Consider the following 15,654-nt stretch of genomic DNA (forward strand, 5'->3'; position numbering starts at 1 on the left):
AGACGGTGAACGGCACATGGATACACCGTACCGTCCTGTTGAACGAAGCCATAGCGGCGCTTCTTGTCAACCCGGACGGCCACTACGTCGACGCGACCTTCGGGCGCGGCGGCCATTCACGGCTGTTGCTGTCGCAACTCTCGCCCCAAGGGCGGCTCACCGCCTTCGACAAAGACCTCGACGCCATCGCCGAGGCGCAGACTATCACCGACCCGCGCTTTTCGATCCGCCACGAGGGTTTCATGCACCTGGGCCAGTTGACCGCCGCCAGCGCGGACGGCGTGCTAATGGACCTGGGCGTGAGCTCGCCGCAGATCGACAACCCGGTGCGCGGATTTTCGTTTCGGCAGGAGGGGCCGCTGGACATGCGCATGGACACCACGCGTGGCCAGAGCGTGGCCGAGTGGCTGGCGGATGCATCCATAGAAACCATGGCGGAGGTGATTCGTGAATATGGCGAAGAACGGTTTGCTCAACAGATTGCAAAGGCGATTGATCGTCGCCGACAGGAACGGGGCCCTCTTCGAACCACCGCTGAGCTGGCCGAAGTCGTGGCTGGCGCGGTCAAAACCCGCGAGCCGGGCAAGGACCCTGCAACGCGCACATTTCAGGCTCTTCGGATTTTCATCAACGCCGAGCTTGAAGAGCTGCAACAGGCGCTAGCCGCGTCGCTGAAAGTTCTCCGACCGGGAGGCCGTCTGGTGGTGATCAGTTTTCATTCGCTCGAAGACCGCATCGTCAAACAGTTCATCGCCGCACATTCGCGCGAGGTGTTCGACCGCCGCGCGCCTTTCGCCGAACCCAAGGCCATGCAGCTCAAGGCCCTGGGCCGCACCAAGCCCAGCGAACAGGAGGTGGAAGGCAACCCGCGCTCGCGCAGCGCCGTGATGCGTGTTGCCGAACGCACAGAGGTGGCCGCATGAGCACCGCTACAAGCGTGGGGGCCGTATGGCTCGGCTGAACCTCATTCTTCTTCTGGCCGTGCTGGCCAGCGCGCTTTACCTCGTGCGCACCCAGTACGAGTCGCGCCGTCTCTACGTCGAGCTTGAGAAAGCGACGGCCGAGGCGCGGAAAATCGAAATGGACAACGAGCGCCTGCAGGTGGAAAAGCGCGCCCAGGCCACGCCCTTGAAGGTCGAGAAGCTGGCCAAGGAGCGCCTGCAGATGCGCACGGTGACGCCGGCCATCACCCAGTACGTGACCTACAAGGACGCCCCGGCCGCTGCGGCCGTTGCGGCCTCCGCAGCGGAAGGCACCAAGCCATGAGCCGCAGCGTGCTTTATTCGTCCAGCCCCCTGCTGGCCAGCAAGACACCGGTCTGGCGCAGCAAGTTCATCGTGGCCGGCATCGCGCTGGCCTTTGCCGGGCTGGCCGGCCGGGCGGCCTACATCCAGATTTTTGGCAATGAGTTCTTCCAGAAGCAGGGCGAGGTGCGTTTTGCCCGCACGTTGGAGCTGCCCGCCAACCGCGGTCGCATCCTGGACCGCAACGGCCTGATCCTCGCGTCCAGCGTGCCGGCCTCCAGCATCTGGGCCATTCCCGAAGACGTCCAGGCCAGCAAGGCGCAGCTTGCCGAGCTGGCCACGCTGCTGGAAATGCCGCTGGCGGACCTCAACAAGAAGCTCGGCGATGAGGACAAGACCTTTGTCTGGCTCAAGCGCCAGGTCGACGAGCCGGTGGCGCAAAAAATCCACGCGATCGGCATCAAGGGCATTTACCAGCGCAAGGAATACAAGCGCCAGTATCCCGAAGGTGAAACCACGGCCCACGTGGTGGGCTTCACCAACGTCGAGGACCGCGGCCAGGAAGGCATCGAGCTGGCCTTCAACAAGGACCTGGCGGGCAAGGCCGGTTCGCGCCGCGTGATCAAGGACCGCCTGGGCCGCGTCGTCGAGGACGTCGGCGAGCAGATGCCTCCCGTCGAAGGCAAGGACATCCAGCTGAGCATAGACAGCAAGGTGCAGTTCTTTGCCTACCAGAAGCTGCGCGACGCGGTTATCGCGCGCAAGGCCAAGGCCGGCAGCGTTGTTGTGCTGGACTCCACCACCGGTGAGGTGCTGGCGCTGGTGAACTATCCCAGTTACGTGCCCGACAGGCGGAAAAACCTGACCGGCGAGCAACTGCGCAACCGTGCCCTCACCGACACTTTCGAACCCGGCTCCACGATGAAGCCGATCACGGTGGCCATGGCGCTGGAAGCCGGGCGCATCAAGCCGCAAACCATCATCGAAACCGGTCCCGGCCGCTACAGCCTGGGCGGTTTCACCATCAGCGACACCCACAACTACGGCACGCTGACGGTGGAGGGCGTCATCCAGAAATCCAGCAACGTCGGGGCGCTGAAGATCGCCCAGAAAATGAGCCCGCAGGAAATGTGGGAAACCTATATGGCGCTGGGCTACGGGCAAAAACCGCAGATCCAGTTTCCCGGCGCTGTCACGGGGCGTGTGCGGCCCTGGAAGACCTGGCGTCCCGTCGAACAGGCGACCATGGCCTACGGCTACGGTCTGTCGGCCTCGCTGTTCCAGATGGCGCACTCCTACACCGCGTTCGCGCACGACGGCCAGATCATTCCCGTCACCATGCTCAAGAGCAGTGAGCCCGCGGTGGGCGTGCAGGTTTTCTCCGCGGCGAACGCGCATGCCGTTCGCCGCATGCTGCAGATGGCCGCCGCTCCCGGTGGCACCGGCCCGCTGGCCCAAACCGTGGGCTATTCGGTGGGCGGCAAGTCGGGAACGGCGCACAAGCAGGTCGGCAAAGGTTATGCCACCAACAAATACCGCGCCTGGTTCACCGGCATGGCGCCCATAGAGGCCCCGCGCATCATCGTCGGCGTGATGATCGATGAGCCCAGCGACGGCAACTACTTCGGCGGCGTGGCCGCCGCACCTGTTTTCAGCGAGGTCGTGCAGCAGACCCTGCGCATGATGGGCGTGCAGCCCGACATGAGCGTGAAGCCGCAAATCACCACCCAGGCTGTGGAGGAGTCGTTTTGAGCACGCAGCTCCACACCCCTGAGCAGGCCGCCGGCTGGCTGCGCGAGCGCGTGAGCGGCTGCCTGCGCACGGACAGCCGCAAGCTGGTCCGGGGCGATGGTTTCATCGCCTGGCCCGGCGCAGCCACCGACGGGCGCAAATTTGTGGGCGCCGCGCTGGAAGCGGGCGCTCTTGCCTGCCTGGTCGAGCAGGAGGGCGCGGCGGCCTACGGCTTGCAGGACGCCAAGGTCGCGGAATATGCCGGCCTCAAGGCCGCCACCGGCCCCATCGCCGCGGCTTACTTCAACCAGCCCAGCCGGCAGCTGCGCATTTGCGCCGTCACCGGCACCAATGGCAAGACGTCCACCGCCTGGTGGTTGGCGCAGGCCCAGGGTCGCCTGGGACGCAAATGCGGCCTCATCGGCACGCTGGGCACGGGCGAGCCCGGCGCCATGGTTTCCAACGGCCTGACCACGCCCGACCCGGTGCTGCTGCAGCAGGAATTGCGGCGTTTCGCCGACCAGGGTTTTGTCGCCGTGGCGCTCGAAGCCTCCTCCATCGGCGTGGTTGAGCATCGCCTGGACGCGACCGCCATCGAGGTCGCCATCTTCACCAATTTCACGCAGGACCATCTCGACTACCACGCCTCCATGGAGGCCTACTGGGAGGCCAAGGCCGCGCTGTTCGGCTGGCCCGGTCTGAAGGCAGCGGTCATCAACATCGACGACGCCAAGGGTGATGAACTCAAGGACTCCCTGGCCGGCAGCGGCCTGGACCTCTGGACCGTGTCCTGCACGGAGCCGGCCCGCCTGCAGGCGCGCAAGATCGTGCACGGCAGCGACGGCCTGAGCTTTGAAGTAGTTGAGGGCGGCGAAAGCCATAGGCTGGCCACGCGGCTGGTGGGGCAATACAACGTGTCCAACCTGCTGGGCGTGCTGGGAGCCTTGCGCGCCATGGGGGTGCCGCTGGCCGACGCCGTGAAGGCCTGCACCGACCTGCTGCCCGTGCCCGGCCGCACCGAAACGCTGGCCGTGCCGGGCCGGCCGCTGGTGGTCATCGATTACGCCCATACGCCAGACGCGCTCGAGAAAGTGCTGCTTGCGCTACGGCCGGCGGCGGCGCGCCGCGGCGGCCAGCTCTGGTGCGTGTTCGGCTGCGGCGGCGACCGCGATGCCACCAAGCGCCCCTTGATGGCGGCCGTGGCCGAAAAAAATGCCGACCAGGTGGTGGTCACCAGCGACAACCCGCGCAGCGAGAACCCGCTGGCCATCATCTGCCAGGTGCTGCTGGGCCTGAGCCACCGCGATGCCGTGCATGTGCAGGCCGACCGGGCTGCGGCCATCACGCACGCCCTGAGCCTGGCCGGTCCCGACGACGTGGTGTTGCTGGCGGGCAAGGGCCATGAAAGTTTTCAGGAGATCGGCGGCGCCAAGCTACCGTTCTCCGACCGCGAACATGCGCAGGCAGCGCTTGACGCCCTGGCCGTCGCGCCGCAAGGAGGCCGGCCATGATGCGCTTGCAGCAAGCCCTGGATTGGCTGCCCGGTGCCCGGCTGGTGGGCGATGCCGGCGTGCAGGCCTTGCGCGTCAACACCGACACGCGCAGTCTGCAGGCCGGCGACCTGTTTGTGGCGCTCAAGGGCGAGCGTTTCGACGCGCATGATTTCCTTGCCCAGGCCAAGGCGCAGGGCGCCGTCGCGGCGATTGCCCACCACGGCCTGGCAGAGGCTGGCCTGCCCGGGCTGGAAGTGGCCGACACGCGCCTGGCGCTGGGGCGGCTGGCGGCCGGCTGGCGATCGCAGTTCCGCCTGCCGCTTGTGGCGGTCACGGGCAGCAACGGCAAGACCACCGTCACGCAGATGATCGCCTCGATACTGCGTGCCTGGAAAGCCGACAAGGCCTTCGCCACCGAAGGCAACCTCAACAACGACATCGGCGTGCCGCTCACGCTGCTGCGCCTGTCGGCCGCGCACGAAGCCGGCGTGGTCGAGCTCGGCATGAACCACCCCGGCGAGATCGCCTACCTGGCCGAACTCAGCAAGCCCACCGTCGCGCTGGTCAACAACGCGCAGCGCGAGCACCTGGAATTCATGGCCACGGTGGAAGCGGTGGCGCGCGAAAACGGCTCGGTGTTCCAGTCACTGGATGCGGCCGGCACGGCGGTTTTTCCGGCCGACGACGATTACACCCCGCTGTGGCGCGAACTCGTGGGCAAGCGCAAGGTGCTGACCTTCGCGCTTTCAGGGGCCGCCGACGTCACCGGCAGCGCGCAATGGGAGAACGGTTGCTGGAAAGTGGTCGCCGCCACGCCCGCAGGCGCGGCGGAATTTTCGCTGCACATCGCCGGCCGGCACAACGTCAAAAATGCCCTGGCCGCCACGGCCTGCGCACTGGCCGCGGGTGTGCCGCTGGCTGCCATCTGCGCGGGCCTTTCGGCCTTTGTGCCGGTCAAGGGCCGCTCACGCGCCATTGCCGTGGCCTTGCCCGGCCGGGTGCTGACGCTGGTCGACGACAGCTACAACGCCAATCCCGATTCCATGCACGCTGCGCTGGAAGTCCTGGCAGAGCTGCCCGGCCCGCGCCTGATGGTGATGGGCGACATGGGCGAGGTCGGCGACCAGGGGCCGCAGTTCCACGACGAGGCCGGGCGCCATGCGCGCGCGCTGGGCATTGAAAAGCTGTTCACCTTGGGCGAGCAGTCGAAGCAGGCCGCGGCCGCTTTCGGCGGTGCGCAGGTTTTTGCCGGCATGGACGAACTCGCCGCCGCCGTGCTGGCAGCACTTCCGAACACCGGCAGCGTGCTGGTCAAGGGCTCGCGCTTCATGAAGATGGAGCGTGTGGTCCAGGCCATCACGGCCCACGCAGATCAAACACATTATCAAAACAAGGGAGGGCCCCATGCTGCTTAGCCTGGCCCAGTGGCTCCAGTCGATTTCGCCCGAGTTCGGGTTCTTCCGGGTGTTCCAGTACCTGACCTTCCGCGCCGTCATGGCCGCGCTCACGGCGCTGCTGATAGGCCTGCTCGCCGGGCCCTTTGTGATCCGGCGCCTGATCTCGCTCAAGATCGGTCAGCCGATACGCCAGTACGCGATGCAGACGCATTTGAGCAAGAGCGGCACGCCCACCATGGGCGGCGTGCTGATCCTGCTGGCCATAGGCATTTCCACCCTGCTGTGGTTCGACCTGTCCAACCGCTTTGTCTGGATCGTCCTGATCGTCACCTTGGGCTTTGGCGCCATCGGCTGGGCGGACGACTGGCGCAAAGTCGTGCTCAAGGACCCGGAAGGCATGCGCTCGCGCGAGAAATACCTGTGGCAGTCCCTGATCGGCCTGGTCGCGGCGCTGTACCTGGTGTTCAGCATTTCCGAGAGCTCCAACCTGCGCGTGCTCGAGCTGTTCTTCAGCTGGGTGCAGTCGGGCTTTGACGTGAACCTGCCGCCCAAGGCCGGCCTGCTGGTCCCCTTTGTCAAGGAAATCAGCTACCCGCTGGGCGTTTTCGGTTTTGTGATCCTGACCTACCTGGTGATCGTGGGCTCCAGCAATGCCGTCAACCTGACCGACGGCCTGGACGGCCTGGCCATCATGCCGGTGGTCATGGTGGGCTCGGCGCTGGGCGTGTTCGCCTATGTCACCGGTAGCTCGGTCTATTCCAAATACCTGTTCTTCCCGCACATCCCCGGCTCCGGCGAGTTGCTGATCTTCTGCTCGGCCATGGCCGGTGCCGGCCTGGCCTTTCTGTGGTTCAACACGCATCCGGCCCAGGTCTTCATGGGCGACGTGGGTGCGCTGGCCCTGGGCGCCGCCCTGGGCACCATCGCCGTCATCGTGCGCCAGGAAATCGTGCTGGCCATCATGGGCGGCATCTTCGTCGTGGAGGCGCTTTCCGTGATGATGCAGGTGACCTGGTTCAAGTACACCAAGAAACGCTACGGCGAAGGCCGGCGCATCCTCAAGATGGCGCCGCTGCACCATCACTTCGAGAAAAGCGGCTGGAAAGAAACCCAGGTGGTGGTCCGTTTCTGGATCATCACCATGCTGCTGTGCCTCATAGGCCTTTCCACCTTGAAGCTCAGGTAAACAGGCATGCGGCATTTACAAGACCAAACCGTATTGATCCTGGGGCTGGGCGCGTCCGGCCTGGCCATGGCGCGCTGGTGCGCGCGCCATGGGGCGCATGTGACGGTCGCCGACACACGCGAAGCGCCGCCGCTGCTCGCCACGCTGCGCGAGGAGTTGCCGGGCGTGGCCTTTGTGGGCGGCGCGTTCACGCCCGAGCTGGTGCAGGGCACGGCCGTGCGCGCTGTCTACCGCTCGCCCGGGCTGGCGCCCGCGACCATCGCCCCCGTGGCCGACGCCGCGCGCGCCATGGGCCTGCCTGTGGGCGGCGAGCTGGATTTGTTCGCGCGGGCTTTGGCGGATCTGCGCGAGCCGCCGGCCGCTGAGTCCGCCGAGGCCACTGAACCGGCTGAGACATCCGCCGAATCGCCTGCATCCCCTGAGGTGCCAGCCGAGGCGCTCCCGCCTGATGCAGCCAACGCGCCTGCCATGCCCGAAGCGGCCGAGGCGGTTGGCGAAAACGCCCCGCCTGTTGAGGCTCCCGATGTAGCGGATGCGCCCGAAGGAGAGGCGGCCCTGGTAGCCGAGGTTTCGGGCGACATACATGAAGTCGGCGTAGCGCTTGCCGCGGACGCCGCACCGGCCGCCGACGAAGCCGGTGAAGAATCGGCGCTGCCCGCCCTGCTGGCATTGGCCCAGGTCGAACCCGAGCCGGGCTACCGGCCGGCGGTGCTGGCCATCACCGGCACCAACGGCAAGACCACCGTGACCTCGCTGCTGGGCCAGCTGGTGCAGCGCGCCGGGAAGACCGTGGCCGTGGCGGGCAATATAGGCCCGACGCTGCTGGACACGTTGTCGGCCCACATGGATGCGCAAACCCTGCCGCAGGTCTGGGTGCTGGAACTGTCCAGCTTCCAGCTGGCCGACGTGCAGGGCTTCGAACCCACGGCCGCCGTGGTGCTCAACATCACGCAAGACCACCTCGACTGGCACGGCGACATGGACGCTTATGTCGCGGCCAAGGCCAAGGTGTTTGGCAACAGCACCTTCATGCTGCTCAACCGCGACGACCCGCGTGTGATGGCCATGCTGCCGCCGCCCGTCAAGGTGCGCCTGAAAGCGCCGCAGCTGCGCCCCCATGCCACTTTCGGCGCCGGCGAGCCGCAGCGGCCCGGCGACTACGGCATTGAAACCGTCAACGGCATGACCTGGCTGGTGCGCGCGGCCGAGGCCGACGAAACCATCAAGCGCCGCAAGGACGAAGAGGTGGAGCTGCACGTGCAGCGCCTGATGCCTATCGAGGCCCTGCGCATACGCGGGCGGCACAACGCCACCAACGCCCTGGCGGCGCTGGGCCTGGCCGTGGCCGCGGGCTGCACGCTGGCGCCCATGTTGCACGGCCTGCGTGAATACCGCGGCGAGCCGCACCGTGTGGAATCGGTGGCCGTGGTCAAGGACGTCGAGTATTTTGACGACAGCAAGGGCACCAATGTGGGCGCCACCGTGGCGGCGCTTACGGGGCTGGGCCTGGAACGCAAGCTGGTGCTCATCCTGGGCGGCGAAGGCAAGGGGCAGGATTTCTCGCCGCTGGCCGACCCGGTGCAGCGCCATGTGCGGGCCGTGGTGCTGATAGGGCGCGACGCGCCCCTGATCAAGGACGTCCTGCCGCGCAACATCCCGGCGTTCGACGCCGCGTCGATGGAAGAAGCCGTCACCCTGGCGGCGCAGCAGGCCCAGACCGGCGATGCCGTGCTGATGTCGCCGGCCTGCGCCAGCTTCGACATGTTTGACAACTACGAGCACCGCGCGCGCGTCTTTTGCGATGCGGTGCAGGCGCTGGCCCGCGACCAGGGGGAGGTGCTGTGACGGCTGCCGCGCGCCTTTCCGGCCGGTTTTCGGGCTGGTTCTCCGGCTTCGGCAAGGCTGCGGCCGACGTGCTGCCGGTGCGCCTGGGCGGGCAGAGCCTGTCGCGCACGCTGGCGGCGCCGCCCGTGCGCATGGCCGGCTTTGACCAGGCGCTGCTCTGGGTCACGGTGGCCCTGCTGATGTGGGGCTTGGTCATGGTGTATTCGGCCTCCGTGGCCATGCCCGACAACCCCAAATTTGCGCGTTATGCCCACACCCATTTTGTGGTGCGCCACATGCTGTCGCTGGTCGTGGCCTTCATCGCCGCCGTGCTGGCCTTCCAGGTGCCGCTGGCGACCTGGGAGAAGCTCGCGCCCTGGCTGTTCGTGGTCTCCCTGCTGCTGCTGATCCTGGTGCTGGTGCCCTTCATCGGCAAGGGCGTCAACGGCGCCCGCCGCTGGATCTCGCTGGGCATCATGAACTTCCAGCCCTCGGAACTTGCGAAGTTCGCGGTGCTGCTTTATGCGGCCGACTACATGGTGCGCAAGATGGAAGTCAAAGAGCGCTTCTTCCGCGCCGTCATGCCCATGGCGATTGCCATCGCCATCGTCGGCCTGCTGCTGCTGGCCGAGCCCGACATGGGCGCTTTCATGGTGATCTCCGTCATCGCCATGGGCATCCTCTTCCTGGGCGGCGTCAATGCGCGCATGTTTTTTGTCATCGCGGCCGTGGTGGTGGTGGCCTTCAGCCTGATGGTGATGCTCAGCGAATGGCGGCGCGAGCGGATTTTTGCCTACCTCGATCCCTGGAGCGACAAATACTCCATGGGCAAGGGCTACCAGCTCTCCCACTCGCTGATCGCCTTTGGCCGCGGCGAGATCTTCGGCGTGGGCCTGGGCGGCAGCATTGAAAAGCTGCACTGGCTGCCCGAGGCGCACACCGACTTCCTGATGGCCGTCATCGGCGAGGAGTTCGGTCTGCTCGGCGTGCTGGCGGTGATAGGCCTCTTCATGTGGATGACGCGCCGCATCATGCACATAGGCCGCCAGTCGATCGCGCTGGACCGCCTCTTCGCCGGCCTGGTGGCGCAGGGCGTGGGCATCTGGATGGGTTTCCAGACCTTCATCAACATCGGCGTGAACCTGGGCGCCTTGCCGACCAAGGGCTTGACACTGCCCTTGATGAGCTACGGCGGCTCGGCCATCTTGATGAACCTAGTGGCGCTGGCGGTGGTGTTGAGGATTGATTATGAGAACCGCACCCTGATGAGAGGGGGCCGCGCATGAGCAAGCAACACTGCGCTCTTGTGATGGCCGGTGGAACCGGAGGCCACATCTTCCCAGGTCTCGCCGTGGCCGAGGCCCTGCGCGAGCGCGGCTGGCGCGTGCACTGGCTGGGCGGCCTGGGCAGCGCAAGCCGGCCCAGCATGGAGAGCCAGCTGGTGCCGCCGCGCGGCTTTGCCTTCGAGCACATCGATTTCTCCGGCGTGCGCGGCAAAGGGCCGGCGACGCTGGTGTTGCTGCCGCTGCGCCTGCTCAAGGCCTTCTGGCAAAGCATACAGGTGGTGCGCAGGGTCAAGCCCGACGTGGTGGTGGGCCTGGGCGGCTATATCAGCTTCCCGGCCGGCATGATGAGCGTGCTGCTGGGCAAGCCGCTGGTGCTGCATGAACAGAACTCGGTCGCCGGCATGGTCAACAAGGTGCTGGCCGGCGTGGCCGACCGCGTCTTCACGGCTTTCCCGAATGTGTTCCGCAAGGCCGAATGGATAGGCAACCCGCTGCGGCCGGCCTTCACGCGCCAGCCCGGCCCGGTCGAGCGTTTTGCCGACCGGGGCGGCTTGCTCAAGCTGCTGGTGGTGGGCGGCAGCCTGGGCGCGCGCGGCCTCAATGAACTCGTGCCCAAGGCACTGGCGCTGATTCCCGCCGGCGAGCGCCCGCAGGTCACGCACCAGAGCGGCGCCCAGCAGATCGACGAGCTGCGCGCCAATTACGCGGCCGCCGGCGTGCAGGCCGAACTCACGCCGTTCATTGAAGACACCGCGCAGGCTTTTGCCGATGCCGATCTCATCATCTGCCGCGCCGGTGCCAGCACGGTGACCGAAATCGCGGCCGTGGGCGCGGCCGCGATCTTTGTGCCTTTCCCGGCCGCCGTGGACGACCACCAGACCGCCAACGCCAAGTTCCTGGTGGACCAGGGCGGCGGCTGGCTGATCCAGCAGCGTGAGCTCACACCGGAGAAGCTGGCCAACATCCTCAAAACCACGGGACGCTACACCCTTCTGGAGCGCGCCCTTCAGGCCAAGACCATGCAAAAAACTGATGCCACCGCCCGTATGGTGGCCGCCTGCGAGGAGTTGGCGAAATGAAACACGCTATCAAGAACATCCACTTCATCGGCCTGGGCGGCGCCGGCATGTCCGGCATTGCCGAGGTGCTGCACAACCTCGGTTACGCCATCTCCGGCTCCGACCTGTCGGACAGCGCCACCTTGCAGCGACTGGCAAAACTCGGCATCAAGACTTTTGTCGGCCATGCCGCGGGCAACCTCGCCATGGTCGACGCGGTGGTGACCTCCACCGCGGTGCAGCCCGACAACCCCGAGGTGCTGGCAGCGCGTGAAAAACGCATTCCCGTGGTGCCGCGCGCGCTGATGCTGGCCGAGCTGATGCGTCTCAAGCAGGGCATCGCCATCGCGGGCACGCACGGCAAGACCACCACCACCAGCCTGGTGGCCAGCGTGCTGGCCGAAGGCGGCCTGGACCCGACTTTTGTGATCGGTGGGCGCCTGAACAGCGCGGGTGCCAACGCCAAGCTCGGCTCGGGCGACTACATCGTGGTCGAGGCCGATGAATCCGACGCCTCCTTCCTGAACCTGCTGCCCGTGATGGCCGTTGTCACCAACATCGACGCCGACCACATGGAGACCTACGGCCACGATTTCGGCAACCTCAAAAAGGCTTTTGTCGACTTCCTGCACCGCATGCCGTTTTACGGAACGGCCATCCTGTGCACCGACGACCCGGCCGTGCGCGACATCGTGCCCCAGGTCTCCTGCCCCATCACCAGTTACGGCTTCGGGGAGGACGCGCAGGTGCGTGCCGTCAACGTGCGGCCTGTGGGCGCGCAAATGCATTTCACGGCGCAGCGGCGCAACGGCGTCACCCTGCCCGACCTGGACGTGGTGCTCAACCTGGCGGGCGAGCACAACGTGCTCAACGCGCTGTCGGCGATCGCCATCGCGGTCGAGCTCAACGTGCCCGACGCGGCGGTGCAAAAAGCGCTGGCGGATTTCCGCGGCGTGGGCCGGCGCTTCCAGAGCTACGGCGACATGCCGGCCAAAGGCGGCGGGCATTTCACCGTGATCGAGGACTACGGCCACCACCCGGTCGAGATGGCTGCGACGCTGGCCGCCGCGCGCGGCGCCTTTCCGGGCCGACGCCTGGTGCTGGCCTTCCAGCCGCACCGCTACACGCGCACGCGCGACTGCTTTGAGGATTTCGTCAAGGTCATAGGCCAGGCCGACGCTGTGCTGCTATCCGAGGTGTACGCCGCCGGCGAGCCGCCCATTGTCGCGGCCGACGGCCGTTCGCTGGCGCGCGCGCTGCGCGTGGCCGGCAAGGTCGAGCCCGTCTTTGTGGACGAGATCGAGGCCATGCCGCAGGCGATTGTGGACAACGCCCTGGGCGGCGACGTGGTGATGTGCATGGGCGCCGGCTCCATAGGCCAGGTGCCCGCCAGGGTGGCCGAGATGCTGGAAGGAACGCGGGCATGAAACAAAATTCTCCCAATTTCGGAAAGGTCGCCGTCCTCATGGGCGGCCAGTCGGCCGAACGTGAAGTCTCGCTGATGTCGGGCAGCGGTGTGCTCAAGGCGCTGCGTTCGCGCGGCGTGGATGCCCATGCCTTCGACCCGGCCGAGCGCGACCTCGCCGAGCTCAAAAAAGAAGGCTTTGCGCGCTGCTTTATCGCCCTGCATGGCCGCTTCGGTGAAGACGGAACGGTGCAGGGTGCGCTGGAGCTGCTGGGCATCCCCTACACCGGCTCGGGCGTCATGGCCTCCAGCATGGCCATCGACAAGGTCATGACCAAGCGCGTGATGATTTCCGAAGGGCTGCCGACGCCCCAGTACCGTTTGCTGCGCCGTGGCGCCTACGGCGCGGCCGACATCGCCGCCGTGCCCGACGCGCTCGGGCTGCCGCTCATCGTCAAGCCCGCGCGCGAGGGTTCTTCCATAGGCCTGACCAAGGTCACCAGCCGCGAAGGCATGGCCGAGGCCGTCGCGCAGGCCGAAAAACTCGATGCCGACGTGCTGTGCGAGCAGTTCATCAGCGGCGACGAAGTGACCTGCCCGGTGCTGGGCACCGGCGCCGGCGCGCATGCGCTGCCGGTGATACGCATCGTCGCACCGGACGGCAACTACGACTACCAGAACAAGTACTTCACTGACACCACGCAGTACCTGGTGCCTTGCGGGCTTCCCGAGGGCGAAGAGGCCGTCATCCAGCAGCTGGTGCTGGACGCTTTCCGCATCCTCAACTGCCGCGGCTGGGCGCGTGCCGACGTGATGATCGACAAAGCCACGCGCAAGCCCTACTTGCTGGAGATCAACACCTCGCCCGGCATGACGGGCCACTCGCTGGTGCCCATGTCCGCGCGCGCGGCCGGCATCTCCTACGAAGACCTGTGTGTCGAAGTGCTCAAGACCGCCACGCTGGACCACCAGAAACAGGGGGGAGGCGCCATTTGAAGCGCAGAACGCCTATGCCCACCGCCATGCCGCTGGACGTCAAGCTCATGAACACCTTCTCGGTGGTCCTGGGCCTGGCGTTTGCCGCCATGGTCGTGGCCCTGGGCGTCGCCTGGGTGTTGCGCCAGTCGCTGTTCAGCCTGAGTGCGATCCGTGTGCAGGGCGATTTGACGCACAACAACGCGGTCACGTTGCGCGCCAACGTGGCGCCCAGGCTGGCCGGCAATTTTTTCACGGTGGACCTGGCCGCCACGCGCGCGGTGTTCGAGTCCGTGCCCTGGGTGCGGCGGGCGCTGGTGCAGCGCGAATTCCCGAACCGCCTCAAGGTGGTGCTGCAGGAACACAAGCCGGTGGCCTTCTGGGGTGCCGAAGGCGACGCGCGGCTGATCAACAGTTTTGGCGAGGTATTCGAAGCCAACCAGGGCGACGTGGAGGCGGAAACCCTGCCGCTGCTGAGCGGCCCGCCGGGACAGGCGCCCTTGGTGCTGCAGGCCTACCAGACGCTGGGGCCGCTGTTCGACGAAACGGACGCCACGCTGGAGCAACTGCAGCTCAGCGGCCAGGGCGGCTGGCGCGCGCTGCTTGACAGCGGCGCCGTGATCGAACTCGGCCACGGCTCGCTGCCGGAAATCGAGGCGCGCACGCGCCGCTTTATCGCCACGGTGACGCAGGTGTCGTCGCGCTACGGAAGGGACCTGGAGTCCGCCGACCTGCGTTACGCCAGCGGTTATGCGATCAGGCTCAGGGGGGTGACCACGGGCAACCCCGCCGACAAAGAAGACGGAAAGAAAAAAAGGTAAACATATGGCCAAGGAATACAAGGATCTGGTGGTTGGGCTGGACATCGGCACCAGCAAGGTCATGGCCGTCGTGGCCGAGGTCATGCCGGGCGGCGAGCTCAAACTCGCGGGCCTGGGCATCGCGTCCAGCAACGGCTTGAAGCGCGGCGTGGTGGTCAACATCGACGCCACGGTGCAGAGCATCCAGCAGGCCTTGAAGGAGGCCGAGCTGATGGCCGACTGCAAGATCGCCCGTGTCTACACCGGCATCACCGGCAGCCACATACGCGGCATCAACTCCAGCGGCATGGTGGCGGTCAAGGACAAGGAAGTCACCCAGGCCGACGTGGCGCGCGTGATCGAGACGGCCAAGGCCATCAACATCTCGACCGACCAGCGCCTGCTGCTGGTCGAGCCGCAGGAGTTCGTCATCGACGGCCAGGACGTGCGCGAGCCCATAGGCATGAGCGGCATACGCCTGGAGGCCAAGGTGCACATCGTGACCGGTGCGCAGAGCGCGGCCGAGAACATCATCAAGTGCGTGCGGCGCTGCGGCCTGGAGGTGGACCAGCTGATGCTCAATCCGCTGGCCTCCAGCCTGGCGGTGCTCACGCAGGACGAGCAGGAACTCGGCGTCGCGCTGGTCGACATAGGCGCGGGCACCACCGACGTCGCGATTTTCACCGGCGGCGCCATCCGGCACACCGCGGTGATCCCGATCGCCGGCGACCTGATCACCAGCGACATCGCCATGGCGCTGCGCACGCCCACCAAGGACGCCGAAGACATCAAGGTGGAAAGCGGCTACGCCAAGCAGCTGCTGGCCGACCCCGACACCCAGGTGGAAGTCCCGGGCCTGGGCGACCGCGGCCCGCGCATGCTGAGCAAGCAGGCGCTGGCCGGCGTCATCGAGCCGCGCATCGAGGAGATTTTCTCGCTGGTCCAGCAGGTGATACGCGAGTCGGGCTATGAAGAGGTGCTGTCGTCCGGCATCGTCATCACCGGCGGCAGCGCCGTCATGCCCGGCATGGTGGAGCTCGGCGAGGACATTTTCCTCAAGCCGGTGCGTCGCGGCATACCGCGCTACTCCAGCGCGCTGTCCGACATGGTGGCGCAGGCGCGGGCCTCCACCGTCATGGGCCTGCTCGAAGAGGCCCGGCTGGCCCGCATGCGGGGCTACAAGGTGTCGCAGAAGGCGGGCAGCGTGCACAACGCCTTCGGCCGCGTCAAAGACTGGTTTGTGGGGAACTTCTGA

General features: G+C 66.6%; 13 protein-coding genes. All 13 read left to right on the top strand.

The window, feature by feature from the left end:
* Nucleotides 1-5 precede the first annotated feature (5 nt).
* Genes rsmH through ftsA form a run of 13 tightly spaced genes read left to right on the top strand, consistent with a single transcriptional unit; the run spans nt 6 to nt 15,654 of the window.
* Nucleotides 6-923: a 16S rRNA (cytosine(1402)-N(4))-methyltransferase RsmH gene (gene rsmH, locus BLQ85_RS09400; RefSeq protein WP_074576180.1), complete on the top strand. Its 918-nt coding sequence runs from the start codon at nt 6-8 to the stop codon at nt 921-923.
* A 25-nt stretch (nt 924-948) separates the two neighbouring features.
* Entirely contained in the window at nt 949-1,266 is a 318-nt protein-coding gene (gene ftsL, locus BLQ85_RS09405) for a cell division protein FtsL (protein WP_074576182.1), read from the top strand.
* The gene (locus BLQ85_RS09410) at nt 1,263-2,996 is read left to right on the top strand and encodes a peptidoglycan D,D-transpeptidase FtsI family protein (RefSeq protein ID WP_074576184.1); all 1,734 of its coding nucleotides are present in this window, start codon (nt 1,263-1,265) and stop codon (nt 2,994-2,996) included. Before ftsL ends, BLQ85_RS09410 begins: the two co-directional genes overlap by 4 nt.
* On the top strand, nt 2,993-4,486 hold the full coding sequence (locus tag BLQ85_RS09415; RefSeq protein ID WP_074576186.1) for a UDP-N-acetylmuramoyl-L-alanyl-D-glutamate--2,6-diaminopimelate ligase: 1,494 nt from the start codon (nt 2,993-2,995) through the stop codon (nt 4,484-4,486). The genes BLQ85_RS09410 and BLQ85_RS09415 overlap by 4 nt, the downstream gene beginning before the upstream one ends.
* Entirely contained in the window at nt 4,483-5,883 is a 1,401-nt protein-coding gene (murF, locus tag BLQ85_RS09420) for a UDP-N-acetylmuramoyl-tripeptide--D-alanyl-D-alanine ligase (protein ID WP_074576188.1), read from the top strand. The genes BLQ85_RS09415 and murF overlap by 4 nt, the downstream gene beginning before the upstream one ends.
* Nucleotides 5,873-7,051 carry a phospho-N-acetylmuramoyl-pentapeptide-transferase gene (mraY, locus tag BLQ85_RS09425; protein WP_074576190.1) on the top strand — a complete coding sequence of 393 codons (1,179 nt, stop codon included), beginning with the start codon at nt 5,873-5,875 and terminating at the stop codon, nt 7,049-7,051. Before murF ends, mraY begins: the two co-directional genes overlap by 11 nt.
* A 6-nt stretch (nt 7,052-7,057) precedes the next feature.
* Nucleotides 7,058-8,896 (top strand): UDP-N-acetylmuramoyl-L-alanine--D-glutamate ligase, encoded by a 1,839-nt coding sequence (gene murD / locus BLQ85_RS09430; protein WP_074576193.1) that lies wholly within the window; start codon nt 7,058-7,060, stop codon nt 8,894-8,896.
* The gene (gene ftsW, locus BLQ85_RS09435; RefSeq protein WP_074576195.1) at nt 8,893-10,161 is read left to right on the top strand and encodes a putative lipid II flippase FtsW; all 1,269 of its coding nucleotides are present in this window, start codon (nt 8,893-8,895) and stop codon (nt 10,159-10,161) included. The genes murD and ftsW overlap by 4 nt, the downstream gene beginning before the upstream one ends.
* Nucleotides 10,158-11,240 (top strand): undecaprenyldiphospho-muramoylpentapeptide beta-N-acetylglucosaminyltransferase, encoded by a 1,083-nt coding sequence (gene murG, locus BLQ85_RS09440; protein ID WP_074576197.1) that lies wholly within the window; start codon nt 10,158-10,160, stop codon nt 11,238-11,240. The genes ftsW and murG overlap by 4 nt, the downstream gene beginning before the upstream one ends.
* Nucleotides 11,237-12,646 (top strand): UDP-N-acetylmuramate--L-alanine ligase, encoded by a 1,410-nt coding sequence (murC, locus tag BLQ85_RS09445; RefSeq protein WP_074576199.1) that lies wholly within the window; start codon nt 11,237-11,239, stop codon nt 12,644-12,646. Before murG ends, murC begins: the two co-directional genes overlap by 4 nt.
* The gene (locus BLQ85_RS09450; RefSeq protein ID WP_074576201.1) at nt 12,643-13,620 is read left to right on the top strand and encodes a D-alanine--D-alanine ligase; all 978 of its coding nucleotides are present in this window, start codon (nt 12,643-12,645) and stop codon (nt 13,618-13,620) included. Before murC ends, BLQ85_RS09450 begins: the two co-directional genes overlap by 4 nt.
* A 14-nt stretch (nt 13,621-13,634) precedes the next feature.
* Complete coding sequence (locus BLQ85_RS09455) at nt 13,635-14,420, top strand: cell division protein FtsQ/DivIB (protein WP_074576203.1); 786 nt, start codon at nt 13,635-13,637, stop codon at nt 14,418-14,420.
* 4 nt (nt 14,421-14,424) lie between these two features.
* Nucleotides 14,425-15,654 carry a cell division protein FtsA gene (gene ftsA / locus BLQ85_RS09460; protein WP_007864797.1) on the top strand — a complete coding sequence of 410 codons (1,230 nt, stop codon included), beginning with the start codon at nt 14,425-14,427 and terminating at the stop codon, nt 15,652-15,654.

Source organism: Polaromonas sp. JS666 (genome assembly GCF_900103405.1).
Taxonomy (GTDB): domain Bacteria; phylum Pseudomonadota; class Gammaproteobacteria; order Burkholderiales; family Burkholderiaceae_C; genus Polaromonas.